Origin of the sequence: Aeromonas sp. MR16 (assembly GCF_022549315.1) — a bacterium.
Lineage (GTDB): Bacteria > Pseudomonadota > Gammaproteobacteria > Enterobacterales > Aeromonadaceae > Aeromonas > Aeromonas aquatica.
Map to the genome: position 1 here is coordinate 40,363 of NZ_JAKZFK010000003.1, position 23,363 is coordinate 63,725.

The 23,363-nt window shown below is 59.0% G+C and carries 23 protein-coding genes; 9 read left to right on the forward strand and 14 right to left on the reverse strand.

The genetic code is table 11. The features are described from left to right. Positions 1-33: 33 nt before the first annotated feature. From rseP to rpsB, 8 genes are all read right to left on the reverse strand, one after another. Positions 34-1,386 carry a sigma E protease regulator RseP gene (gene rseP, locus MM194_RS04140; RefSeq protein WP_241342760.1) on the reverse strand — a complete coding sequence of 451 codons (1,353 nt, stop codon included), beginning with the start codon at positions 1,384-1,386 and terminating at the stop codon, positions 34-36. Between the two features lie 230 nt (positions 1,387-1,616). Beyond that, positions 1,617-2,816: a 1-deoxy-D-xylulose-5-phosphate reductoisomerase gene (ispC, locus tag MM194_RS04145; RefSeq protein WP_241342761.1), complete on the reverse strand. Its 1,200-nt coding sequence runs from the start codon at positions 2,814-2,816 to the stop codon at positions 1,617-1,619. A 67-nt stretch (positions 2,817-2,883) separates the two neighbouring features. After that, positions 2,884-3,741 (reverse strand): phosphatidate cytidylyltransferase, encoded by an 858-nt coding sequence (locus MM194_RS04150; RefSeq protein WP_033132050.1) that lies wholly within the window; start codon positions 3,739-3,741, stop codon positions 2,884-2,886. Positions 3,742-3,768: 27 nt separating this feature from the next. Beyond that, a complete protein-coding gene (gene uppS, locus MM194_RS04155) occupies positions 3,769-4,545 on the reverse strand; it encodes a polyprenyl diphosphate synthase (RefSeq protein ID WP_033132049.1) in 777 nt (258 codons plus the stop codon). A 72-nt stretch (positions 4,546-4,617) separates the two neighbouring features. Then, positions 4,618-5,175, reverse strand: coding sequence for a ribosome recycling factor (gene frr / locus MM194_RS04160; RefSeq protein WP_033132048.1), 558 nt, complete (start codon positions 5,173-5,175; stop codon positions 4,618-4,620). Positions 5,176-5,223: 48 nt separating this feature from the next. After that, a complete protein-coding gene (gene pyrH, locus MM194_RS04165) occupies positions 5,224-5,958 on the reverse strand; it encodes a UMP kinase (protein ID WP_033132047.1) in 735 nt (244 codons plus the stop codon). A gap of 71 nt (positions 5,959-6,029) precedes the next feature. Beyond that, the gene (tsf, locus tag MM194_RS04170; RefSeq protein WP_241342763.1) at positions 6,030-6,911 is read right to left on the reverse strand and encodes a translation elongation factor Ts; all 882 of its coding nucleotides are present in this window, start codon (positions 6,909-6,911) and stop codon (positions 6,030-6,032) included. A gap of 104 nt (positions 6,912-7,015) precedes the next feature. Continuing rightward, positions 7,016-7,744: a 30S ribosomal protein S2 gene (gene rpsB, locus MM194_RS04175; RefSeq protein ID WP_033132045.1), complete on the reverse strand. Its 729-nt coding sequence runs from the start codon at positions 7,742-7,744 to the stop codon at positions 7,016-7,018. Positions 7,745-8,105: 361 nt separating this feature from the next. On the opposite strand from rpsB, the gene map reads away from it, so the two are divergent. The 4 genes from map to MM194_RS04195 all read left to right on the forward strand — a co-directional run bounded on the left by map (position 8,106) and on the right by MM194_RS04195 (position 13,418). After that, positions 8,106-8,894 carry a type I methionyl aminopeptidase gene (gene map / locus MM194_RS04180; protein WP_033132044.1) on the forward strand — a complete coding sequence of 263 codons (789 nt, stop codon included), beginning with the start codon at positions 8,106-8,108 and terminating at the stop codon, positions 8,892-8,894. 74 nt (positions 8,895-8,968) lie between these two features. Continuing rightward, entirely contained in the window at positions 8,969-11,644 is a 2,676-nt protein-coding gene (gene glnD / locus MM194_RS04185; protein ID WP_241342765.1) for a bifunctional uridylyltransferase/uridylyl-removing protein GlnD, read from the forward strand. 135 nt (positions 11,645-11,779) lie between these two features. Then, positions 11,780-12,607 carry a 2,3,4,5-tetrahydropyridine-2,6-dicarboxylate N-succinyltransferase gene (dapD, locus tag MM194_RS04190; protein ID WP_033132042.1) on the forward strand — a complete coding sequence of 276 codons (828 nt, stop codon included), beginning with the start codon at positions 11,780-11,782 and terminating at the stop codon, positions 12,605-12,607. A gap of 427 nt (positions 12,608-13,034) precedes the next feature. After that, on the forward strand, positions 13,035-13,418 hold the full coding sequence (locus tag MM194_RS04195) for a DUF3461 family protein (RefSeq protein WP_033132132.1): 384 nt from the start codon (positions 13,035-13,037) through the stop codon (positions 13,416-13,418). 250 nt (positions 13,419-13,668) lie between these two features. Here MM194_RS04195 and ptsG read toward each other — a convergent pair whose 3' ends face one another. From ptsG to MM194_RS04225, 6 genes are all read right to left on the reverse strand, one after another. Continuing rightward, the gene (gene ptsG / locus MM194_RS04200) at positions 13,669-15,099 is read right to left on the reverse strand and encodes a PTS glucose transporter subunit IIBC (protein ID WP_033132131.1); all 1,431 of its coding nucleotides are present in this window, start codon (positions 15,097-15,099) and stop codon (positions 13,669-13,671) included. A 425-nt stretch (positions 15,100-15,524) separates the two neighbouring features. Continuing rightward, a complete protein-coding gene (locus MM194_RS04205) occupies positions 15,525-16,499 on the reverse strand; it encodes a MalM family protein (RefSeq protein WP_241342767.1) in 975 nt (324 codons plus the stop codon). Between the two features lie 90 nt (positions 16,500-16,589). After that, positions 16,590-17,912, reverse strand: a complete 1,323-nt coding sequence (locus MM194_RS04210) for a maltoporin (protein WP_033132129.1) — start codon at positions 17,910-17,912, stop codon at positions 16,590-16,592. A 522-nt stretch (positions 17,913-18,434) separates the two neighbouring features. Further along, positions 18,435-18,875 (reverse strand): flavodoxin, encoded by a 441-nt coding sequence (locus tag MM194_RS04215; RefSeq protein WP_033132128.1) that lies wholly within the window; start codon positions 18,873-18,875, stop codon positions 18,435-18,437. 175 nt (positions 18,876-19,050) lie between these two features. Then, a complete protein-coding gene (gene truC / locus MM194_RS04220) occupies positions 19,051-19,797 on the reverse strand; it encodes a tRNA pseudouridine(65) synthase TruC (RefSeq protein WP_033132127.1) in 747 nt (248 codons plus the stop codon). A gap of 100 nt (positions 19,798-19,897) precedes the next feature. Further along, entirely contained in the window at positions 19,898-20,233 is a 336-nt protein-coding gene (locus MM194_RS04225) for a YqcC family protein (protein ID WP_241342769.1), read from the reverse strand. Between the two features lie 208 nt (positions 20,234-20,441). On the opposite strand from MM194_RS04225, the gene MM194_RS04230 reads away from it, so the two are divergent. The 5 genes from MM194_RS04230 to MM194_RS04250 all read left to right on the forward strand — a co-directional run bounded on the left by MM194_RS04230 (position 20,442) and on the right by MM194_RS04250 (position 23,340). Beyond that, entirely contained in the window at positions 20,442-21,470 is a 1,029-nt protein-coding gene (locus MM194_RS04230) for a DUF3549 family protein (protein WP_241342770.1), read from the forward strand. A gap of 79 nt (positions 21,471-21,549) precedes the next feature. Next, entirely contained in the window at positions 21,550-21,846 is a 297-nt protein-coding gene (locus MM194_RS04235; protein ID WP_241342772.1) for a DUF3301 domain-containing protein, read from the forward strand. Positions 21,847-21,914: 68 nt separating this feature from the next. Beyond that, the gene (locus MM194_RS04240; RefSeq protein WP_033132123.1) at positions 21,915-22,157 is read left to right on the forward strand and encodes a DUF2789 domain-containing protein; all 243 of its coding nucleotides are present in this window, start codon (positions 21,915-21,917) and stop codon (positions 22,155-22,157) included. An 88-nt stretch (positions 22,158-22,245) separates the two neighbouring features. Further along, positions 22,246-22,545: a hypothetical protein gene (locus MM194_RS04245; RefSeq protein WP_241342773.1), complete on the forward strand. Its 300-nt coding sequence runs from the start codon at positions 22,246-22,248 to the stop codon at positions 22,543-22,545. A gap of 9 nt (positions 22,546-22,554) precedes the next feature. Continuing rightward, the gene (locus MM194_RS04250) at positions 22,555-23,340 is read left to right on the forward strand and encodes a Zn-ribbon-containing protein (protein ID WP_241342774.1); all 786 of its coding nucleotides are present in this window, start codon (positions 22,555-22,557) and stop codon (positions 23,338-23,340) included. Positions 23,341-23,363 lie beyond the last annotated feature (23 nt).

The window sequence follows — 23,363 nt, forward strand, 5'->3', positions numbered from 1 at the left end:
TTGTTCTTATGTGTCCTTGTTGATGCTCTAGCCTCAGAGGCGAGCGAAATCATTAAACAGCGCAATGCCCATCAGTAACATCAGAATGGCGGCGCCTATCCTGAACCCAACTTCCTGAATTTTTTCTGGTACCGGCTTGCCGGTGACTGCCTCGATGAGGAAGTAGACCAAATGGCCCCCGTCCAGCACCGGCAGGGGGAACAGGTTGATGATCCCCAGGTTGACGCTGATCAGCGCCAGGAAACCGAGGAAATAGACCAACCCGTAATCGGCGCTGCTGCCTGCCCCCTTGGCAATGGAGATGGGGCCGCTCAGGTTATCCAGCGAGACGATGCCACCGATCAGCTTGCCAATCATATCAAAGGTCAGCGTGGTCAGGCTCCAGGTCTTCTGGGCCCCATGCCACAGGGCTTGCAAAGGCCCATACTGTAACAGAACTCGATACTCATCCGGTAATGGAACCAGTTGCGGCGAGAGGCCGACAAAACCGACCAGCTGGCCGCGCACCTTTTTCGCATCCGGCAACAGCGTCAGGGTCAGGTCGCTGCCCCCGCGCTCCACCATGACTTGCAGTGGCTGCTCGGGGGACTGCTGCACTCGCAGCACAAACTGAGTCCACTCGGTGATCTCCTGCTCCCCTACCCGCTTGATGCGATCTCCCACCTGCAGACCGGCTTTCTCGCTGGCGCTGTTGGGTACAATGGCCTCCACCACGGGCAGCACCTTGCCACCGAGGGGCACTATCCCCAGGCTGCCGATGGGAGACTCTTTCTCCGGATCAAATTTCCAGTCGCCCAGCTCGAGTGTCTTGTCGACCACATAGCTGGTATCCGCCGCCTTCAGCTTGAGCCGTACCGAGTCATCCCCCAGATGGCTGATGAGCGCGTAGGTTACCGCTTCCCAGTCTCCGGTCTCTTCATCACCGACCCCGACGATCTCCATGCTAGGCAGAACACCAGCCTGGGCCACGATGGAGGCGGGACGCACCTCGTCGATCACCGGCTTGACGCTGGGGACGCCGATCATGAACATCAGCCAGAAGGCGAACAGGGCGAACAGGAAGTTCGCCATGGGGCCAGCCGCGACTATGGCCATCCGCGCCCAGACGCTCTTGTGATTGAAGGCCTGCGCCTCCTCACCGGGTTTGAGCTCATCGACCCGACCGTCCAGCATCTTGACATAACCACCCAGCGGTATCAGGGCCAGCACATATTCGGTGCCGTCCTTGCCGATGCGGCGCCAGATCGCCTTGCCAAAGCCGATGGAGAAACGTTCCACCTTGACGCCACAGCGACGGGCCACCCAGAAGTGGCCGAACTCATGCACCGCCACCAACAGGCCGAGGGCGACGACGAAGGCACCAAGATTCCACAATACGCCGCCCATCAGCAAACCACCTCAAGGTCATGGCCCGTCTGATACCCAAGGGCAACAAGAAAGGCATCAATACTCCACAATACGCCGCCCATCAGCGAGATACCTCAAGGTCATGGCCCGTCTGATCCCCAGGGGCAACAAGAAAGGCATCAATACTCCACAATACGCCGCCCATCAGTGAGATACCTCAAGGTCATGACCCGTCGCGTAGAGAGCGGCCTCTGGCCACCACAGTCCGTTCATCGAGCAAGCTCCTCAATCAGTTCGTGGGCACGGGCACGGGCCATGCCATCCAGGGCAATCAGATCGTCAAGCGACCCTGCAGCGCAGCCACCCAATGCCGTCATGATGGATTCATTGACTCTGGCAATATCCATAAATCCGATCCGCTCTGCAAGAAAAGCCGCGACGCTCTCTTCATTGGCGGCATTGAGCGAGGTCGTGGCAGCCTGCCCTTGCTGGCAGGCCGTCATGGCCAGTGCCAGGTTGGGGTAGCGTTCGTAGTCGGGACGAATAAAGCTGAACTCTCCGACACTGAAGAAATCCAAAGGTTCCACCCCGGATTCGATCCTGCTCGGATAGGCCAGGGCATGGGCGATGGGGGTGCACATGTCGGGGTTGCCGAGCTGGGCCAGCACTGAGCCGTCCTTGTACTGCACCATGGAATGGATGACCGACTGGGGATGGATCACCACCTGGATCTGCTCAGGAGCCGCATTGAACAGCCAGCGCGCCTCTATGTACTCCAGCCCCTTGTTGATCATGGTGGCGGAGTCCACCGAGATCTTGGCCCCCATGGACCAGTTGGGGTGCGCGACCGCCTGGGCCGGTGTGACCTTGTCCAGATCGCCGATGTCGGTATAGCGGAAGGGGCCGCCCGAGCCGGTCAGCAGGATCTTGCTGATACCCGCCTCAGTCAGGGAGCAGAAACCCGGCTGGCGCTGAATGCTCTCGGGCAGGCATTGGAAGATGGCGTTGTGCTCGCTGTCGATGGGCAGCAGCTCGGCGCCGTGATGGCGCACAGCCTCCATGAAGAAGGCGCCGGACATCACCAGCGCCTCTTTATTGGCCAGCAGGATGCGCTTGCCGGCCCGCACGGCGGCCATGGTGGGTGCCAATCCTGCGGCGCCGACGATGGCGGCCATGACGCTGTGGGCATCCGGGTGAGCGGCCACTTCGCACAGGGCAGCCTGACCGGACAGCACCCGAGTTGAAGCGCCGTGGGTCCTGAGTCGCTCGGCCAGTTCGGCTGCCGCGCCCTCATCCACCATCACGGCGAAGCGGGGGGTAAATTCGAGACAATCGCGCAGCATGGCATCCACGCTGCGAGCGGCCGTCAGCGCCAGCACTTGCCAGCGGCCCGGGTTCTGCCGCAGTACCTTGAGAGTGCTCTGACCGATGGAGCCGGAGGCACCCAGGATCACCAGTGAGTTGTGCATCAAGACTCCTGAATGAATAACTGACAGATGGAGCCGAAGGCCCTCAATATCACCCGCGAGTCAGGCATCAAAACTCCTGACTGAGCAGCATGTAGCTGAGCAGGAAGACCGGCAGGGCGGCTGTCAGGCTGTCGATCCTGTCGAGAATACCGCCGTGACCCGGCAACAGGGTACCGGAGTCCTTGATGCCTGCCTCGCGCTTGAACATGCTTTCGGTGAGATCGCCGAGCACAGAGGCCAGCACCGCCAGCAGGGAGCACAGCAGCACTACCGCCATCTTGGCGGGCACGAAGCCCATGAACCAGGTCACGCCGACGGCCAACAGGCTGGCGGTAAACAGGCCACCCAACATGCCCTCGATGGTTTTACCCGGGCTGACGGCCGGCGCCAGTTTGTGTTTACCAAAGGCCTTGCCGAAAAAATACGCGCCAGAATCTGCCGCCCAGACCAAGCCCATGACGAACAGCAGGACCCAGGCCCCCATCAGGGGATCGTGATAGAAGTGGTAGCCACGGATGGCCACCAGTGACCAGAAGAAGGGCACCAGGGTCACCAGGCCGAACAGGGATTTCAGCCAGATGGAATTTTTCCACAGCCTGGCGCTCTGGGGGTAACGCAAGACCAATAACAGGCCCAGCAGCCACCAACTGACTGCGGTCCAGAGCACCCCCATCAACAGAGGATGCAACTGGGGGATCCAGAGTTGCTCCACCGGCACCCAGAACAGGCTGGCGCCGAGCAACAGGCAGAACACCAGCGGCAACCATTGTTGCGGCTGGGCGGAGACGAAGGCGCTCCACTCACGGCTGGCCAGCAGAAAGACCAGGGCAGCGAGCAGGGCGAAGAATTTCAATGGCAGGAAAAACAGTGCCCCCAATACCATGGGCACTAACAGTAATGCGGTAATAATTCGTTGTTTTAGCAAAAGAAACCTCTCTCTTGGGAGCGGGGTTTAGCCGGTCTGTTGTGCGGCGATCAATTCCCGGATCTGTTCACCCGTACACCCGAAGCGACGCTCGCGAGCAACGAAGGAGGCAACCGCCCCACTGAACTCGGCCTCGTCAAAATCGGGCCACAATACCGGGGTAAAATAGAGCTCGGCATAGGCAAGCTGCCATAGCACAAAATTGCTGATGCGATGATCGCCACCGGTGCGGATCAGCAGATCCACCGGCGGCAGGTCGGCCATGCAAACCTGTTGTGCCAACGCCGCCTCATCGATGGCCTCGGCATCCAGTTCACCGGCCGCCACGGCGCGAGCCAGCTTGCGAGCCGCCTGAGCGATATCCCACTGGCCCCCATAGTTGGCAGCGATATTGAGCGTCAACCCCTGGTTGCCTGCGGTCAGGGCCTCGGCTTTGGCTATCTTGGCCTGCAACCGTTCGCTGAAGCGGGCGGTATCGCCGATCACCTTGAGCCGAATACCGTTGCTGTGCAACTTCTTCACCTCGCGGCCGAGCACCGTCAGAAACAGTTCCATCAGGGCGTTGACCTCCCCTTCCGGGCGCCGCCAGTTCTCGCTGGAGAACGCAAACAGGGTCAGTGCCTCCATTCTGGCACGGGCGGCGAAGGTCACGGCTTCACGCACGGACTTCACGCCCGCCTTGTGGCCGAAGACCCGCATCTTGCCACGGTTCTGGGCCCAACGACCGTTGCCATCCATGATGATGGCGACGTGACGAGGCAAGGACGAGCTGGCGCTATCGCCTAGCGCTGCCAAAAGCGACATTCATTTCTCCCACAAAGACAAAAACGCCGTGCAGGGGCACTACACGGCGCTCGTAATATACCTGTCGGAGGCTTAGATTTCCATTAGCTCCTTTTCCTTCGCAGCCAGGGCGTCGTCGACCAGCTTGATGAAGGCGTCGGTGAGCTTCTGGATCTCTTCCTGGGCACGACGGTCGTCGTCTTCGGAGATCTCTTTGTCCTTGAGCAGCGCTTTGAAGTCGGCGTTGGCGTCGCGACGGATGTTACGCACGGCAACTCGGGCACCTTCCGCTTCGGCACGGACGATCTTGGTCAGATCGCGGCGACGCTCTTCGGTCAGCGGCGGCAAGGGCACGCGCAGGGTCTGACCGTTGCTTGACGGGTTCAGGCCCAGATCGGAGGTCAGGATGGCTTTTTCCACCGCCTGGATCATGGAGCGATCGAAGATGGAGATGGACAGGGTACGGGCATCTTCTGCCACTACGTTAGCCAACTGTTTCAGCGGAGTGGCAGAGCCGTAATATTCCACCTGGATACCATCGAGCAGGCTCGGATGAGCGCGGCCGGTACGGATCTTGGACATCTGGGTCTTGAGCGATTCTACGCTCTTGGCCATGCGGTCCTTGGCGTCGTTTTTAATCTCGTTGATCACAGTGGTTTTCCTTCTGGCGAACGAGCCGTCACGCGGCTCGTGTCTATCTTATTTAGCGATGTGATGGATCAGCGTACCTTCCGGCTCACCCATGACAACCCGACGCAGCGCACCCGGTTTGTTCATGTTGAACACCCGGATCGGCAGATCGTGGTCACGGGCCAGGGTAAAGGCAGCAAGATCCATTACCTTGAGCTCTTTTTCAAGCACTTCGTTGTAGCTGAGCTCATGATACAGCACGGCGTCCGGATTCTTAACCGGATCCTCATTGAATACACCATCGACCTTGGTGGCTTTGAGTACCACGTCGGCTTCGATCTCGATGCCGCGCAGGCATGCTGCGGAGTCGGTGGTGAAGAAGGGGTTGCCGGTACCGGCAGAGAAGATCACCACCTTGCCGGCGCGCAGCTGGCTGATGGCCTCGGCCCAGCTGTAGGAATCGCACACGCCCTGCAGGGAGATGGCAGACATCAGACGGGCATTCACATAAGCACGATGCAGGGCATCACGCATGGCCAGGCCGTTCATCACGGTTGCCAGCATGCCCATGTGGTCACCCACCACGCGGTTCATACCTGCCTTGGCAAGACCGGCACCACGGAACAGGTTGCCGCCGCCAATGACCAGACCGACCTGAACACCCAGCTCAACCAGCTCTTTGATCTCTTGGGCCATCCGTTCCAGCACCGCCGGATCAATGCCAAAACCCTCGGATCCTTGCAGGGCTTCACCACTCAACTTCAGAAGAACACGTCTGTATGCAGGCTTGGGATTGGTACTCATGTCACTGATTCCTGGTCATATAAAGACCGCGACATAAGTCGCGGTCTGGGGAAACGGAAAAACCGGTTCGATTAAGCCTTCTGAGCGGCTGCGATCTGGGCTGCAACTTCAGCAGCGAAATCGGTCTCTTGCTTCTCGATGCCTTCGCCCACTTCGAAACGGGTGAAGGAGACAACGTCAGCACCTTCTTTCTTCAGCAGTTCGGCGACGGTGATGGACGGATCCTTCACGAAGGGTTGACCAGTCAGGGAAACCTCACCGGTGAACTTCTTCATGCGGCCTTCAACCATCTTCTCGGCGATTTCTTTCGGCTTGCCGGAGTTGATGGCGATGTCGATCTGAATTTCGCGCTCTTTGGCAACGACTTCAGCGGACACGTCTTCCGGCTTGACGAACTGCGGGCTGTTGGCAGCAACGTGCATGGCCAGGTCTTTGGCCAGCTCGGCAGTACCGCCGATCAGCTTGGTGATAACACCGATACGGGAACCGTGTACGTAGGTACCCAGGTTGTCACCTTCAACCAGCATCACGCGACGCAGGTTCATGTTCTCACCGATCTTGGCGATCAGGTTGGTGATAGTCAGCTCAACGGACTCACCGTTACCGAAGTCGGCCGCTTTCAGGGCGTCAACGTCAGCAATCTTCTGGGTAGCGGCGATGTCGGCGATCTTCTGGCCCATGCCCATGAAGCTGGCATCTTTGGCGACGAAGTCGGTTTCGCTGTTCAGCTCGATCATGACGGCAACGTTGCCTTCGGTACGGGCGAAAATCACGCCTTCAGCGGCGATACGGCCGGCTTTCTTGGCGGCCTTGGCCTGACCGGATTTGCGCATGTTCTCGATAGCCAGCTCGATATCACCCTGAGCTTCTTCCAGTGCTTTTTTGCAATCCATCATGCCAGCGGCGGTGCGCTCGCGCAGTTCTTTTACCAGGGCGGCAGTAACGTTAGCCATTTTCAGTATCCTCGGTCTTGATTTGACAAGAAACAGGGGCCACAAGGGCCCCTGCTAACCAATTACATCAGCTTGGTTAATAAGGGCTTTTCAGTCCTTATCAATTACTCAGCTTCAACGAAACCATCTTGTTCGGCTTGAACAACGATGTCCTGAGCGCGAGCTTCCAGTACGGTGTCAGCGGCAGCGTTCAGGTACAGGTTCACAGCACGGATAGCATCGTCGTTACCCGGGATGACATAGTCAACGCCGTCCGGGTTGGAGTTGGTATCAACGATGGAAACGACCGGGATACCCAGGTTATTGGCTTCTTTGATAGCAATGTGCTCGTGGTCGGCATCGACAACGAACAGAACGTCAGGCAGGCCGCCCATGTTCTTGATACCACCCAGGCTCTTCTCCAGCTTTTCCATTTCGCGAGTACGCATCAGCGCCTCTTTCTTGGTCAGCTTGTCGAAGGTACCGTCTTGGCTCTGGGTTTCCAGATCTTTCAGGCGCTTGATGGACTGACGAACGGTTTTCCAGTTGGTCAGCATGCCGCCCAGCCAGCGGTGGTTAACATAGAACTGGTCACAACGATCAGCGGCATCTTTTACGGCTTCAGACGCGGCACGCTTGGTACCTACGAACAGTACCTTGCCTTTCTTGGCAGCTACGGAGCTGATGAAGTTCATGGCATCGTCAAACATCGGAACGGTTTTTTCCAAGTTGATGATGTGAACCTTGCTGCGGGCGCCGAAGATGTAGGACTTCATTTTCGGGTTCCAGTAACGAGTCTGGTGACCGAAGTGAACGCCGGCTTGCAGCATGTCGCGCATAGAAACTTTAGCCATTTTATACCTCTGTATTGGGGTTAGGCCTCCACACATCCCATGTAACCGACCCCAAAGGGGCACCCCGGTACAGGTGTCGATGTGTGTGTGTTATTGAGTAAGGGTGATGAAATGCGGACGCAAGTTCCCCATTCCGGCGCGCTTTATACCATAACTTTGGTCAGGACACCACCAGCAGCCACGCTAAAAATGGCTCCCCAGGAGCGGGGGTACGACCGCTGGCTGACGCTGTGATGACAATCACACTGGAAGTAAACGGAGGTTGGGGATAAAATTTTGGCCTGATTGCAAACGCATCTATTTTTCATTACCTGATTTTAGGTCATCCCAGGATGAGAAGTCAGGCCCCAAGAGAGATCCCATGTCCATCAAAATCAAGACACCGGAAGAGATTGAAAAGATGCGCATTGCCGGCCAGCTGGCTGCCGATGTGCTGGTGATGATCGCCCCCCATGTCAACGCCGGTGTCACCACCGACGAGCTGAACACCCTGTGCCACGACTATATCGTCAACGTGCAGCAGGCCGTGCCCGCGCCGCTGAACTACCACGGTTTTCCCAAGTCCATCTGCACCTCGGTCAATGATGTGATCTGCCACGGCATTCCCAATCACAAGAAGCTGCGGGAAGGGGACATCATCAACCTGGACATCACCGTCATCAAGGACGGTTACCACGGTGACACTTCCGCCATGTTCATCGTGGGCCAGACCACCCCGCTGCGCCGTCAGCTGTGCAAGGTGGCCCAGGAGAGCCTGTACGCCGCCATCAAGCGGGTGCGTCCCGGCATGTGCATCACCGAAATTGGCGCCGTGATCCAGCCCATCGTCGAGCAGGCCGGTTTCTCCGTGGTGCGCGACTACTGCGGCCACGGCATCGGCAGCGAGTTCCACGAAGAGCCGCAGATCCTGCACTATCGCAACGGCGGCAAGCAGGAGCTCAAGCCCGGCATGTGCTTCACCATCGAGCCCATGGTCAACAGCAAGAAGTATCACTGCCGCGTCAACCCGAAGGATGGCTGGACAGTGACCACCAAGGATGGCGGCGACTCCGCCCAGTGGGAGCACACCCTGCTGGTGACCGAGGATGGCTGCGAGGTGCTGACCCTGCGCCCCGATGACACTATCGACCGGGTCATCAAACACGGTTAACATCAAACCCCGGCCCTTCGCCGGGGTTTTGTTTTTATCCGCCGTGCATGCGTGCGACAAGAGTGTGAGATGCCATGGATGCCAGCCTGCTTTCCCCCCACCTGTTACCCGACGATCAGCTCACCCGCGAGAACTGTAAGGAGTACTTGAGCCGTTTCCTCTCCTGGCTACATGAGCGCTTCGATGCCGGTGACAACATCATCGAACTGGTGGCCACCCGCTCCGAATACATGGATGCACTGCTGACCCGGCTGTGGCACAAGTTCGGCTTCGACAAGACCAGCCTCACCCTGATCGCGGTGGGGGGTTATGGCCGCGGCGAATTGCACCCCCACTCCGACATCGACCTGCTCATTCTCTATGAAGGGGAGGAGCTCGACGAGGTGCTGGGGCTGCGCATCGGCGAGTTCATCACCCTGCTGTGGGACCTCAAGCTGGAGGTGGGACAATCGGTGCGCAACGTGAGCGAGTGCATCGAGCAGGGCCGCGCCGACATCACGATCGCCACCAACCTCATCGAGGCGCGCTATATCACCGGCCGCAAGGCGGGCTTCGAGCAATTGCAGGCCGCCACCCTGCCCCAGCATTTTTGGCCGAGCGAGGAGTTCTTTCGCGCCAAGCGTGAGGAGCAACACCTGCGCCATCAGCAGTTCCTCGGCACCGCCTACAAGCTCGAGCCGGATCTCAAGAGCAATCCCGGCGGTCTTCGCGACATCCAGACCCTGGCCTGGGTCGCCCGTCGCCATTTCGGCGCCACCACCCTCTATGAGATGACCAGCCACGGCTTCCTGAACCGGGCCGAGTACCGGGAGCTGCTGGACTGCCAGAACTTCCTGTGGAAAGTCCGTTTCGCCCTGCACATGGCCATCAACAAGGGGGACAACCGCCTGCTGTTCGACCGCCAGCGCACCGTGGCCCAGATGCTCGGCTTCGAGGGAGAAGGCAACGGCCCGGTCGAGCAGATGATGAAGCGCTTCTACCAGACGGTGCGGCGGGTGGCGGAGCTCAACGAGATGCTGCTGCAGCTGTTTGACGAGGCTATTCTCGGCAACACCGCCATGGACGTGCGCCGCATCAGCGACGAATTCCAGCTCCGCGGTCGCCTCATCGATGCGGTGGACTCCGAGCTGTTTGGCCGGGATCCCGCCGCCATACTGCGGCTCTTCTACCAGATAGCCCAGCACCCCGAGATAGCCGGCATTCACTCCGCCACCTTGCGCCAATTGCGGGAGGCCAGACGCACCCTCAACTGCTGGTTGCAGGACCTGCCCGAGTGTCGCCGCCTGTTCATGGCGCTGTTGCGCCACCCCAACGGCATAGGCCAGCCGCTCACTCTTATGCATAAATATGGGATCCTCGCGGCCTATCTGCCCCAGTGGAACCTCATCGTCGGCCAGATGCAGTTCGACATGTTCCACGCCTATACAGTGGATGAGCACACCCATCGCCTGCTCAAGAACATCCATCGCTTCGCGAACCCGGCCAGCCGCCAGACCCACCCGCTCTGTCACGAGGTGTTCACCCAGTTGCGCAAGCCGGAGCTGCTCAGCATCGCCGCCCTGTTCCACGACATCGCCAAGGGCCGGCGCGGCGATCACTCCGAGCTCGGCGCCGTCGATGCGCTGGAATTCTGCCAGTTGCACGGGCTGGACCGCTACGAGAGCCGACTGGTGGCCTGGCTGGTGCGCCACCACCTGCTGATGTCGGTCACTGCCCAGCGCCGGGACATCTATGATCCCGAGGTCGTGGCCGATTTTGCCCAGAAGGTACGAGACGAATTGCACCTCGACCTGCTCTACTGCCTGACCGTGGCCGATATCTGTGCCACCAACGACACCCTCTGGAACGACTGGAAAGGTACCCTGCTACGGGAGCTCTACTTCGCCACCCAGAAAGCACTGCGCCAGGGGCTGGAGAACCCGCCGGACATGCGGCTCAAGATCCGCGAGAACCAGCGTCAGGCCAAACAGATCCTGGCCCAGCGCGAGGTCTCGATCGATGCGGTCAACGCCCTCTGGAACGACTTCAAGGCCGACTACTTCCTGCGCCACAGCCCGGAGCAGATTGCCTGGCACTGCCGCAAGATCATCGCTCACGGCGACAACCCGGCGCCCCTGGTGCTGATCGGCAAGCACCCCATTCGTGGGGGCAGTGAGGTGTTCATCTATTGCCGCGACACCCCGAATCTGTTTGCCACCGTGGCCTCGGCGCTGGATCAGAAGAACCTCAATATCCACGACGCCCAGATCATGAACTCCCGCAGCGACTACGTGCTGGATACCTTCATAGTGCTGGAGCCGACCGGCGAGCCCATCAGCCCGAACCGCACCGCCACCATCAAGAAGGCGCTGGAGAAGGCGCTGCAAGAGCCCGGCAAGCTGGTGCTGCGCAGCAAACCCCTGTCACGGCGCCACCGCCAGTTCAGCGTGCCGACCCGGGTGGTGTTCTTGCCCCACAAGGGGGAGAACCGCCACACCCTGCTGGAGCTGACGGCGCTGGATACCCCCGGCCTGCTGGCTCGCATCGGCGCCGTCTTCCAGCAATGCGGCCTCTCCCTGCACGCGGCCAAGATCACCACCATAGGCGAGCGGGTGGAAGACTTCTTCAGCCTGACGACCTTGGGCGGTGAACCCCTGAGCCAGGCCGAGCAGCAGGCGCTGGAGGAGCGACTGGTCAATCAGCTCAATCCGCAGGAAGAGGGTGCTGACCGCGCGGCAGGGGGCTTCACAGGACACCATTTGTCATTCTGATTTATCAGTCAGAACAAGCGCTTGAGCAACCAACGAACAATAAGTCGCCATTCTCCCGAAGAAATCGGCCCTCCCCCTTAAAACCGGCGGGAAAAGTGTGATACAACAAACAGAATTTTTTAAAGGAAACCTGTCATGACCGAGTTGCAACAGATCATTGAAGCGGCCTTCGAGCGCCGCGACACCATCACTCCCGGCTCCGTCGATGCCGCCACCAAGACTGCCATCCTGGAGGCCATCGAGCTGCTGGATTCCGGCAAGGCCCGGGTCGCCGAGAAGATTGCCGGCGAGTGGGTCGTCCACCAGTGGTTGAAGAAGGCGGTACTGCTCTACTTCCGCATCAATGACAACGGCATCATCAAGGGCGACGATGCTCAGTACTACGACAAGGTTCCCCTCAAGTTCTCCGACTACAGCGCCGAGCAGTTCAAGGCGGCCGGTGTGCGCGTGGTACCGCCGGCGACCGCCCGCAAAGGTTCCTTCATCGCCCCCAATACCGTGCTGATGCCGTCTTACGTCAACATCGGCGCCTTCGTCGATGAAGGCACCATGGTCGACACCTGGGCCACCGTCGGCTCCTGCGCCCAGATCGGCAAGAACGTGCACCTGTCCGGCGGCGTCGGCATCGGTGGCGTACTGGAGCCGCTGCAGGCCAACCCGACCATCATCGAAGACAACTGCTTCATCGGTGCCCGTTCAGAGGTTGTTGAGGGCGTGATCGTCGAGGAAGGCTCCGTCATCTCCATGGGCGTCTTCATCGGCCAGTCCACCCGCATCTATGATCGCGAGACCGGCGAGATCCACTACGGCCGCGTACCGGCAGGCTCAGTGGTCGTCTCTGGCTCCCTGCCCTCCAAGTGCGGCAAGTACAGCCTGTACGCCGCCGTCATCGTCAAGAAGGTGGATGCCAAGACCCGTGCCAAGGTCGGCATCAACGCCCTGCTGCGCTCCATCGACGAATAATGCTCGGCTGATACAGCGCAATAGAAAGGGCGCCTGATGGCGCCTTTTTTTATGGCCGCCCCTCTGGACCCGCGGCCCAAGCCATCGGCATCAACGCCCTGCTGCGTTCCATCGACGAATAAGATGTCGCGTGCATGAAAGGGCGCCTGATGGCGCCTTTTTTATGGCCGCCCCTCTGGACCCGCGGCCCAAGCCGTCGGCATCAATGCCCTGCTGCGCTCCATCGACGAGTCATCTGCAGCTGATGCGGCTGAATGAAAGAAGGCGCCTGACGGTGCCTTTTTCTATGCCAGCACTCGCATCAACAGGCGCGGACAAAACAAGGGGCCTTTTGGCCCCTTTTGATTTTGGCGCCCCTGTCACAGGCAAGCCACAGTGACTCGGTTAAGATAGATGGGTCAGGATCGTTTCAAACCGAGGAAGCCCGATGTACGAGAATCTGAAGAGCCTGGGGATCCAGGAACCCACCTCAGTGGACAGCTATACCCTGCGCCAGGAAGCCAATCACGACATCCTCAAGATCTACTTCAAGAAGCAGAAGGGTGAATTCTTCGCCAAGAGTGTCAAGTTCAAGTACCCGCGCCAGCGCAAGACCATGCTGATCGACTCGGGCACCCACGAGTACAAGGATGTCACCGAGATCAACGCCAACCTCAAGTACGTGGTGGATGAGCTGGACAACCTGACTCAGGGCGTGCACGTCCAGGCTGACCCGGACATCAAGCAGAAGATATTGCGTGACCTGCGCCACCTGGAGAAGGTGGTACAGAACAAGATCAGCGAGATAGAGCGGGATCTGGAGAAGTTGTAGATCTCACCTCATTGCAAAAAGGCGCCATCAGGCGCCTTTTTTAGCACTAAAAGCAGTGAAACCCGCCACTACATTTAACATAAGCAGTTTATTTATCCGTCTCCAGCGAGACTTGAGGCCCTGCCGGGCCCATGTCTACACAGTATCAATGCCGGGATTATCTCCCACCACTGGTGCCAGGCCCGGATGACGCCCAGAAAAAAGGGAGGCTTGCGCCTCCCTTTTCGGAACTCTCGATGTCAGGCAACTATCAGTTGCTCTTCATCCAGATGTCCATTTCGGTTTTCAGGTTGTCGGACTTGGTACCGAAGATGGCTTGTACGCCGGAACCGGCCACGACCACACCGGCAGCGCCCAGCTTCTTCAGACCAGCCTGGTCAACCTTGGCCACGTCCTTCACACCGACACGCAGGCGGGTGATGCAGGCGTCCAGGGAGGCGATGTTATCTTTACCACCGAAGGCAGAGACCAGGGCAGCAGACATCTCGTCCTTGCTCTGAGTGGCAGTCGCCTCTTGGGTTTCGTCTTCACGACCCGGTGTCTTCAGGTTCATGGCACGGATGACCACGGTGAAGACCACGTAGTAGAGGACGGCGTAGACCAGACCCAGACCCACCAGCAGCAGCATGTTATCGGCACGGGGTGATTGCACCACGAAGTCGATGAAGCCGTTGGAGAAGGTGTGACCGTGTACGATACCCAGGGAGTTGGTCAGCACATAGGCCAGACCCGCCAGCAGGGCGTGGATTGCGTACAGTACCGGGGCCACGAACAGGAAGGAGAACTCGATAGGCTCGGTGATACCGGTCAGGAAAGAGGTCAGGGCGGCAGAGGCCATGATACCGACGATCTTGGCACGGTTTTCCGGCTTGGCAGAGTGCGCGATGGCAAATGCAGCGGCAGGCAGACCGAACATCTTGAACAGGTAGCCACCGGCCAGCTGACCGAAGCCGTTACCGGCAGCGCGGGAAGCGTCATCAGCCGTCAGGAAGCAGGTCATGATACCGTGTACGGTTTCACCGGCACCGTTGACACAGGTACCCGCCTGGTAGAAGAAGGGGACGTTCCAGATGTGGTGCAGACCGAACGGGATCAGGGAGCGTTCAACCACGCCGTAGATACCGAAGGCCAGTACCGGGTTCTGGTTGGCAGCCCAGTCGGAGAAGGCGGCGATAGCGCCACCCACTGGCGGCCAGATCACGGACAGGATGACACCCAGACCGATGGAAACGAAGCCGGTGATGATGGGCACGGCGCGTTTGCCGGCGAAGAAGCCCAGATACTCTGGCAGCTGGATCTTGTAGAAGCGGTTGAAGGCCCAGGCGGCGACACCACCGGCGAGGATACCACCCAGTACACCGGTATCGATCTTCTCCACACCCATCACAGGTGCCATCACGCTCAAGGTCGCGGTCATGATGCCGTAGCCTACGATGGCAGACAGACCGGATACACCGTCGTTATTGGTGAAGCCAAGGGCCACGCCCACGGCGAACAGCAGGGCCATCTGACCGAATACGGAACCACCGGCTTGCTCCATCAACTGGGAAACAATTTCCGGCAACCAGCTGAAGTGGGCAGCACCCACCCCCAGCAGAATACCTGCAACGGGCAAGACCGATACTGGCAGCATCAGCGCCTTACCGACCTTTTGCAGATTAGCGAAAGCATTTTTTAACATGTGTGCGCTCCTGAATGGATTTTCCGTAAGCGGCTCGGTGCAATTGAGAGATGACAGCGTTCATCATCCGGCTTTGTGCCGAGTCGACCCGGGTTTACTTATTTTGACCAGCTGAATATAACCCAGCAGTATTGGAATTTCTTCCATCAGGCAGAAGGGAATAATGAATTTGGAGGGGAGATCACAAGATAATAAGAAGAGGTTTATTTGCGCAGATCACGGATATTATTTCTCAGCATCATCTTATTACGAATAAACAAGAAGTGCTGTTTCGCATTGTATTTTAAAGAATCACAACAATACCAAAGGAAACTCATCGTAACATAACGTAACGCATTGCTATTTTCTATAACCTAGTCTACCGATTAAAAAGGCCTCCAACAAGGAGGCCTCAAATAAATATTAGACAATATAAATACGGCTATTTAATTTTTCTGTGAACGTTTCACCGCATCAATAAAGACCGACTTCGCCTTGGTCGAACCGGCTCGCTCCGCTTCATTGACCAGCTGCATCGCCTTGTCGATATCCCCGGCCTTCACTGCCTTCTCGATCTGGCTGTTGTAGAAGGCTTCGGTCTCGCTCAGCATGGCCGGCACCGGTTTGCTGGGGGCAGCTGCGACAGCGGCAGTCGTCGCGGCAGTCGCGGCTACGGCGGTTGCAGCAGGCTTGGCCTGACTCATCTCCACCTTGTCGGAGTACTCAGGTTTGAACACGGCTTCCAGACCCTGCCCCTTGGCCATGTCGACGACCTTGATCTGGACCAGACCCCAGGGAGAGTGCGGGATGACGGGATCCTTGATATCCGGCTCCACCGTGCCATTCGCGCGGGCAAACGCCTTGGCCGGGTGCAATATGGTGGTGCTGCCAGCGAGTTCATCGGCCGGGGCATAGACCACCATGTAGGTTTCGGTGGCCGGGTTGCCCGGCATGCTGCGATCGACGAACACCTTGCCTTCAATCCTGTCGTTGTCGAGCAGGTAGGCCGGCTGGTAGGTGAAGACAGATTCACCCAGTACGCGGGTCACCTTGAACTGGGCATCCAGTATGACCACCTTGGGGATCAGCACCGTCTTGCTGACTTGAGAGGCAAGAGTGATAGCCAGGTTGCCGGTATTGACGGGCAGACGATAGGCAGCAAAGTAGCTCATCCCCTCGTCAAATTGGTAGCTGGGCTGCTTGCCATCGATGGCAAGCAGCGTCTCCCCTTCGGGCAGAGAGACATAGTTGAATTCGTTGAAGCCCTTGCAGCAGCTCGTAGTCTGAGAGAGCGCCTGCTTGGCTTGGTCGGCATTGCTCAGGATGGAGGCATGCTCTTGCATCGGCACGACCATGCTACCGGAACAGCCGGCCAACAGCGCGGTAACCACGGCCGCGATAGACATCTTTACCAGTTTCATTCTTCTTATCTCCATAACCCGGTTGCCAAATCCAGCAAAACAAAACTGCCCCCATAAGGGGGCAGTGACTAACTTAACTGAAGATACTGCTTACCACCAAGCTTCCGCTTGCACACCCACTTGCCAGGTGTCATTGGAAGTGCCGCCTTCGAAGCTGTTCTTGCTACCAGTGCTATCGGCTTCGGTGTCAGCCAGATAGGAGGCGAACACACGGATTTCCGGACGGGCCCAGAAGCTGGAGCCGGCAGACCAGGCTTGAGCCAGGGTCAGCTTGTAACCACCATCCTTGTCGCTGCCGCCACTGGTATAGCTGGTCTTGTCCTTGAACACACCACCTTCGAAGATGGTCTTGTTGAAGTCATCCCACTTGTACATCGGGCGGATAACGGCAGAGAAGGTTTGAGTCTCGTCGTGACCATCCCACATCTCGTTGCCTACCCCGTAGACCAACTGGTGACCCATCTCCCAGGAGTTACCCATCGGGATGACACCCCAGTTGATGAGGCGGTAGCCATCGGCACCGGATTTGGCTTCGGCACCGTACCAGGAGCCATCACCGTAGAAGGCCATGGTCTTGGAGTAGCCTTCGGTACCGTACTGCAGCACGGTCTTGTTGAAGCCACCGAAGATGCCTTGGGTCAGTTCGGCGGTCAGCATGACGCCGTTCTTCATGTTGTCGTTTTTCAGATCTTTCTGGGCTTCGGTCTCATTGACCAGCGCATACATGGCGCCCACTTCCAGAGAGCCGTCTTGCCACAGCGGGATGCCGGCATAACGCACGTCCAGGGTGTTGACGTTCAGATCTTCGTTCTTCTGGTACACGCCAGGGCTGGTTTGGGTGTACTGACCGAATACGTCGGCAGCGCTACGGTCGTTGCGAACCCAAGCGAAGGAGAGCTTGCCAGGACCGGCCTGGATGCCTTCGATACCGGCACCGGCACCGGAGATGTTCCAGTAGTAGAAGTCAGAGATGTGGATGTCGTGACGTTGATAGTAACGCTTACCAGCCCAGAGGGTAGCTTCCGGCGCGAAGCCCAGCAGGCCCTTGGCTTGTACGTTGAACTGACGCAGCGCAAACTCGGAGTCACCGTTGCACTGTTTGGCGTCAAAGTTACAGACGGTACCTGTGCCTTCCCAGTCATTGGAACCGTTGGAAGTCATGGCGAACATGGAGTCTACATAGAAGGTCTTGCCATCTTTGTTGAAGACTTCCTGACCCAGTTGCACTTCGCCATAGGTATCATTTTCGTTACCCAGACGGCCAACCTTGTTGACGTTGTATTTCACCATGTCACCGTCGCCGGAAACACCGACACCGGAACGGAAGTAGCCGTGGAAATCAACGGCGAAGGCGGCTTGTGAAGCCAGGGCAGCGGTTACTGCTGCTGCGATCGGGAGCCACTTTGCTTTCATTTTCATTTTTCCTTATTCCCGCTGGGAGTCTGATCCTGATATTCAAGTTCTTATCACCGTAAAAACGTTTGGGTGATAACCGAGGTCGATTATAAGTAGCTCATTTCGCGACAAACATGAGCTGATTCACAAAACGGCGACAAATTGCCCGCCCCAGCCAGCACGGGCACTCCATGAATGTAAAACCAATAAAACACGCAATCATCAACCAATATCCCCCGTTAATGAGAAATAAAAAACCTATGAAAAGGCTTTCTTGCATTAATTTGCGATGGAGATTAAGTGGCAGCCAGGTTATTCCATGACGAAAACATGACTGAAATCGCTTTCACTGCGGAACTTTTAATTTTCTGATTTGTCGCACCGTCGATTAATAACGGGCTTGGAGGGAGTGTTTTACGCATAGAAAATAACCTGACAAAATGCAGGATATATTTCCAAATCAGGCTGCGTGAGCCCAAAAATAACTATCCCCCGTTGGCAAGCCAAGGGGGGATAATTTGAAATACCGGGATGAAAAATTTACAGCGTATTTTCCCAGTGCCTAAGCCAGGTAAGCGCCGCAACTTCGGGCTCGTCTTCCACCGTCGCGTCTATCTCCAGACGCTCTACCAGAGGCTCGGCGGCCAGTTCCTGCAGCAATTCATCGAGCCTGCGGCCTGCCCCGCAGAAATGCTCATAGCTGCTATCTCCCATGGCGATGAGGGCATAGCGCCAACCCTTCATGTAGGGGGCGCGATCGGCAAGGGCGCTGGCAAAGGATTGCAGGTTGGGGGGGATGTCCCCCTGCCCCGTGGTCGCCGTGATCAGCAGCAAGAAGCGGGATGAGTCGATGTCTTCCAGCTCTGCCTCATCGAAGATCCGGCAGACATGGCCTTTTCCCTGCAGATGGCGGCTCAAGGTCTCGGCCACCAGCATGGCCGAACCGTAGACGGTGCCGACCAGGATATCTATCTCGGCCATCAGCGCCACCTCAGGCAACCAAGGCGGCGCTGGGGCGACCACATGCTCAGGCTTGCGATCGCGGGAAGACGGGGGCTTGCTAGTGGGGTATCTCTTTGAGCCATAACCTGTTCCTCTGACTGGCGTGGCCTACAGCATGCCACAGTCGGGTCAGAGGAAACAGACGATGGGATGGCTAGAGCGCGTAATCGCTCTCGCTGGCGGGCCAGCCCAACTTGGCAAACAGGCTCAACACCTCCGGTCCGAGCGGAGCCTGGATCCGCATCGGCACCTTGAGCACCGGGTGCTCGAAACTTAAACGGTGGGCCACCAGCAACAGCCGTTCACAGCCATAGTGCTCGCGAAAGAAGCGGTTATGACGGCCATCACCGTGGGTGGTATCACCGACGATGGGGTGGAACAGGTGATCGAGATGGCGACGCAACTGATGCTTGCGACCGGTCTTGGGGAAGAGCCTCACCAGGCTGTAGCGACTGGTGGGATGCTTCTTGGAGACCGCATGGGGCAGCTCGACCCGATGCAGGCGGCGAAACGCCGTCACCGCTTCCTGGGCCGGGCGATCCGGGTTGCTCATGGCATCGGCTATCTTGTCCAGCTGCTCTTTGAGCGGATAGTCGATGAGGCCCTGCTCGGGCGCCCAGCCACGCACCAGCGCCAGATACTCCTTGTGCACCCGGCGGGCGGCAAACGCCTCGGTCAGGGTGCGCGCCACCGCCGGGTCCAGTGCAAACAGCAGCACCCCCGAGGTGGGGCGATCGAGCCGGTGCACGGGGTAGACGTGGCGACCGCCGATGAGATCCCGGGTCATCTGCATGGCGAAGCGGGTCTCGGCCTTGTCGAGCCAGCTGCGGTGCACCAGCAGACCGGACGGTTTGTTGACCGCCACCAGCCAGTCATCCTGATAGAGCAAGGTTAACTTCATAATTGCACCACCACGTTGCCAATATACAGCATATTATTTCGGCGACGTCGCAAGGGGCCGGCTCTTTCCGCCATCCGGCGCCGATCGGGGGCCGTCGGCATCATTGCGCCACTATCTTGCCGGAGAGCAGCAGATCGAAGCGCGCGATGAGTCGCAGCAACCCCGCCACCTCGGCCAGCTCTTCCTTATAGACTTCGCTCGCCATGGGGTAGAGAGAGACGCTGGTCGGCAAGGGGGCCTGCAGCAGCACCAACTGTTCCATGCGCGGGATCAGCACGAACTGCAACCACTGATCGAAGCTCAGGGTATCGACGCAAAAGGGCAGCTCGCTTGCCAGTGCCTCGGTGCCCGGATGGCCTGTTTGCCAGCGATCGAGGCGTTGCAACTCGGCGGTGAGTTCACCCAGCAGGTTGGCTACCAGCAAATATTGATTCATCTCGCTCTCTTCCTCATCACCACATTAACGGCCCACCCACTGCATGACAGAGGGAGATGGCCGAGCTCATCAAAAAGGGGCGCTACTATACACCGCCCCCCCGGCGGCTGCCATGTTGCCATCACGGCCACGCCCTCGCACGCCACCACTGGCTATCTGATGCAGCCTCCTTATAATCGCCGACATCCTCTTTAAGCCGGACCATCACATGTCTGACATCAACACCCTGACCGAATTCCTGACCCAGGCCGACACCCAGTTCCAGCTGTTTGACATGGGTCGCCAGGTACGCCCGCTGGCCAGCGATCTCTTCACGCGCATCGAGCAGCAGCAGGAGCCCTACCCCTGGCCCCTGCAACAGCATGCCTGGCTCGGCGTGCACTTCTTCCAGCCAAGCGATGCCAAGCACTACCTCTGGTTCCTCAAGTTTGCGCTCGATGAGCGTGGCCTGCTGATGGGCGCCGGCCCCAAGCACTTCATGGATCAGGTGATAGAGACCCTGGGCTACAAGCTCACCGGCGAGCTGGATGAGGAGAAGGCCGGGCGGCTGGCCGACAATCCTTACACCTTCCGCCCGGCCGAGGCCAAGATGGCCAGCCTGCATGCCAAGCTGGCCCGCCAGCTGGAACAGCCGCCCTCAGCCTACTACGACGCCCTGTGCCTCTACCTGGCGGCGCCCGGTGAAGAGGGTTGGCAGAGCCTGGGATTGCAAGGCTTCGCCGACTTGGCCGAACGCCTGCAGGACGAGCGCAATCTAGCGCTGGTGTGCAAGGCACTGCCCAAGCTGCCCCAGGCCCCGCTCTATGCCCTGTGCCAGAGTCTGGAAAACGCCCCCCTCCCCCCGGCGCTGCAGGGGGCGCTGCTCGAGCGCATCGGCAAGGAGCAGGAATGTGGTGAACCCAATGCCGAGACCCTGGCCTATCTGTGCCGGGCGCTGGCCTCCTGCAACGGCAACGCCCTGCGCACCAGCAAGCTGCTGACCCTGTTGCAAACCCAGCCGAGCCCGGCCCTGCTGCTCGCCATCGCCGGCCGACTCTGGCCCGATCTGAAGTCACCCACGCTGCTCAGCCTGTTCCTGGAGCAGCTGGCGCTGCAGCCCGGCCAGTTCTTCAATCAGGTCTTTGCCGAGCTGGTGACCCTGCCGGCCCTGCGCGATGATATGCTGGCGAGATTGCGTGATCCGGAGCGCAGCGACGCACTCGGTCAGGCCATCGGCCGGCTGTTCGCGTCGGCATAATGAACACGGTGGCGCGTCGACCCGATGAGCCACCGCAAACCACCGTCCCAGACCCTCATCTCACAGAAGGAGCCCGTTGATGGGAGAAATGCTCGGAATCTTGTTGCTGATCCTCATTGGTGGGACCTTCTGGCAGCAACGTCGTCAGGCCGAAATCGCTTGGCAATACATGCGACGTTACTGCCAGCACCACGATCTGCAACTGCTCTCCCTCGCCCGCACCCACCGTGAGCTGGGGCACAGCCCCTTGCGACTGCTGACCTATTACCAGTTCGAGTTCTCAAGCGATGGTGAGAGCCACTATCAGGGTCAGCTCTGCATGCAGGGGTTCCACGTTGCCGGCGTCGAGCTGCCGCCCCATCGCCTGCCCTCCTAGCTCAGCCTTGGGGGCAAAGGGATCAGGCTGACTATAATTCTCGAAAAGCCCCTTCAAGGAGAGACGAGATGGAATTGCTGACCCACGACATGCCCGCCCTGTTTGCCCAGCTGGGACTGGCCAATGACGCATCGAGCGTGCACCGTTTCATCCATGAGTACCATTTGGACTCTCACACCCTGCTGCCCGAGGCGGAGTTCTGGAACCCGGCCCAGGCTGGCTTTCTGCGCGATGCCCTCAGCAATGACGCCGACTGGTCGGCAACCATCGACCAGCTGGATGTGCTGCTGCGCCAAGCCAACTGCAACTGAATCACACCTTCCCTCGCTTTCCAGACAGAAGCGGTTTGGGTAAGCTCTGGGGCCCAGCAAGACAGTCGCATCTGCGCAGGAGCCCCTCATGTCTGCCCAAGAGATCATCCGCATCGCCAACGAACTGAGTGCCAAGGGGATCACCCCCTCCACCGCCATGGTCAAGGCACGCCTCAGCCACCCCGTGCCCATGGCCGAGCTGCTCAAGGTGCTGAGCCAGTGGAAACAGCAGCCCCAGCCCACCGAGCCAGTCCCGGCCACGACGCCCAGCACAACCAAGACACCGGCCGATGCCGTCAACCTGCAGCAACTGAGCGAGCAGCTCAACAGGCTCGAGCAGAAGGTGGATCGCCTGACCGCCCTGCTGCTCCAGCGCCAGCCGGACTGACGCGCCGCCATGCATATCCTCGAACTGCATTTTGAATGTTACCGCGACACCTCCCTTGGCGAGGCCGAGCGGGCCATAGTCAACTACCTCGACATGCTGCGTTATCAGGGCCAGATCCTGGGGCGGGAATTTCCCACCAGCATGCAGGAAGGCCATTTCATCAGCCGGGTGGTCTGTCCCGAGCAAGACAGCCTGCACCCGGACAATCAGAGCGAGCAGGTCGCGCTGGCCGAGCAGGGCCTGCATCAGGCGGGCCTGTTGGCGCCCAAGCTGCACCTGCAGGGCATGGATCTGCTCTCCGACAGTACGGATCCTTGCGGCCACACAGGTGAGCGCCCGAGCTGGATGCTGCTCTACACCAGCTTCCTGCACAGTTGTTCGCCCCTGCGCTGTGGCGATCATTTCGCCCCCATCCCGCTCTACCGGCTGCCCGCCGTCGCCAACGGCGATCACAAGCAGATCATCAAGTGGCAGGAGGACTGGGAGGCCTGCGATCAGTTGCAGATGAACGGCTCCATCGCCGAACACGCCGTGCTGCACGAGATCGGTGAGGTGGGCAGCCGCCTGCAGCGCCGGGGCAGCGATCTGGTCAAGCGGCTGGAAGCCGTGAGCGGCATCCCGACTTACTACTATCTCTATCGGGTTGGCGGCCTGAGCAAGGCGGCGGAGCAGGCTCGCCCCTGCCCCGGCTGTGGTGGCGACTGGGCGCTCGCGGCCCCGCTGCACGAGATCTTCGACTTCAAGTGCGATCCCTGCAGGCTGGTCTCCAACCTCTCCTGGGATTTCAAGGATTGAGACACTGCGTTCGCGGCCATCGA

What these genes read in the sequence shown, in the direction of transcription:
- rseP (WP_241342760.1), bottom strand. Translation starts at nt 1,386, where the DNA reads ATGGGCGGCGTATTGTGGAATCTTGGTGCCTTCGTCGTCGCCCTCGGC.
- ispC (WP_241342761.1), bottom strand. Translation starts at nt 2,816, where the DNA reads ATGCACAACTCACTGGTGATCCTGGGTGCCTCCGGCTCCATCGGTCAG.
- uppS (WP_033132049.1), bottom strand. Translation starts at nt 4,545, where the DNA reads ATGTCGCTTTTGGCAGCGCTAGGCGATAGCGCCAGCTCGTCCTTGCCT.
- pyrH (WP_033132047.1), bottom strand. Translation starts at nt 5,958, where the DNA reads ATGAGTACCAATCCCAAGCCTGCATACAGACGTGTTCTTCTGAAGTTG.
- tsf (WP_241342763.1), bottom strand. Translation starts at nt 6,911, where the DNA reads ATGGCTAACGTTACTGCCGCCCTGGTAAAAGAACTGCGCGAGCGCACC.
- rpsB (WP_033132045.1), bottom strand. Translation starts at nt 7,744, where the DNA reads ATGGCTAAAGTTTCTATGCGCGACATGCTGCAAGCCGGCGTTCACTTC.
- map (WP_033132044.1), top strand. Translation starts at nt 8,106, where the DNA reads ATGTCCATCAAAATCAAGACACCGGAAGAGATTGAAAAGATGCGCATT.
- glnD (WP_241342765.1), top strand. Translation starts at nt 8,969, where the DNA reads ATGGATGCCAGCCTGCTTTCCCCCCACCTGTTACCCGACGATCAGCTC.
- dapD (WP_033132042.1), top strand. Translation starts at nt 11,780, where the DNA reads ATGACCGAGTTGCAACAGATCATTGAAGCGGCCTTCGAGCGCCGCGAC.
- MM194_RS04195 (WP_033132132.1), top strand. Translation starts at nt 13,035, where the DNA reads ATGTACGAGAATCTGAAGAGCCTGGGGATCCAGGAACCCACCTCAGTG.
- ptsG (WP_033132131.1), bottom strand. Translation starts at nt 15,099, where the DNA reads ATGTTAAAAAATGCTTTCGCTAATCTGCAAAAGGTCGGTAAGGCGCTG.
- MM194_RS04205 (WP_241342767.1), bottom strand. Translation starts at nt 16,499, where the DNA reads ATGAAACTGGTAAAGATGTCTATCGCGGCCGTGGTTACCGCGCTGTTG.
- MM194_RS04210 (WP_033132129.1), bottom strand. Translation starts at nt 17,912, where the DNA reads ATGAAAGCAAAGTGGCTCCCGATCGCAGCAGCAGTAACCGCTGCCCTG.
- MM194_RS04215 (WP_033132128.1), bottom strand. Translation starts at nt 18,875, where the DNA reads ATGGCCGAGATAGATATCCTGGTCGGCACCGTCTACGGTTCGGCCATG.
- truC (WP_033132127.1), bottom strand. Translation starts at nt 19,797, where the DNA reads ATGAAGTTAACCTTGCTCTATCAGGATGACTGGCTGGTGGCGGTCAAC.
- MM194_RS04225 (WP_241342769.1), bottom strand. Translation starts at nt 20,233, where the DNA reads ATGAATCAATATTTGCTGGTAGCCAACCTGCTGGGTGAACTCACCGCC.
- MM194_RS04230 (WP_241342770.1), top strand. Translation starts at nt 20,442, where the DNA reads ATGTCTGACATCAACACCCTGACCGAATTCCTGACCCAGGCCGACACC.
- MM194_RS04235 (WP_241342772.1), top strand. Translation starts at nt 21,550, where the DNA reads ATGGGAGAAATGCTCGGAATCTTGTTGCTGATCCTCATTGGTGGGACC.
- MM194_RS04240 (WP_033132123.1), top strand. Translation starts at nt 21,915, where the DNA reads ATGGAATTGCTGACCCACGACATGCCCGCCCTGTTTGCCCAGCTGGGA.
- MM194_RS04245 (WP_241342773.1), top strand. Translation starts at nt 22,246, where the DNA reads ATGTCTGCCCAAGAGATCATCCGCATCGCCAACGAACTGAGTGCCAAG.
- MM194_RS04250 (WP_241342774.1), top strand. Translation starts at nt 22,555, where the DNA reads ATGCATATCCTCGAACTGCATTTTGAATGTTACCGCGACACCTCCCTT.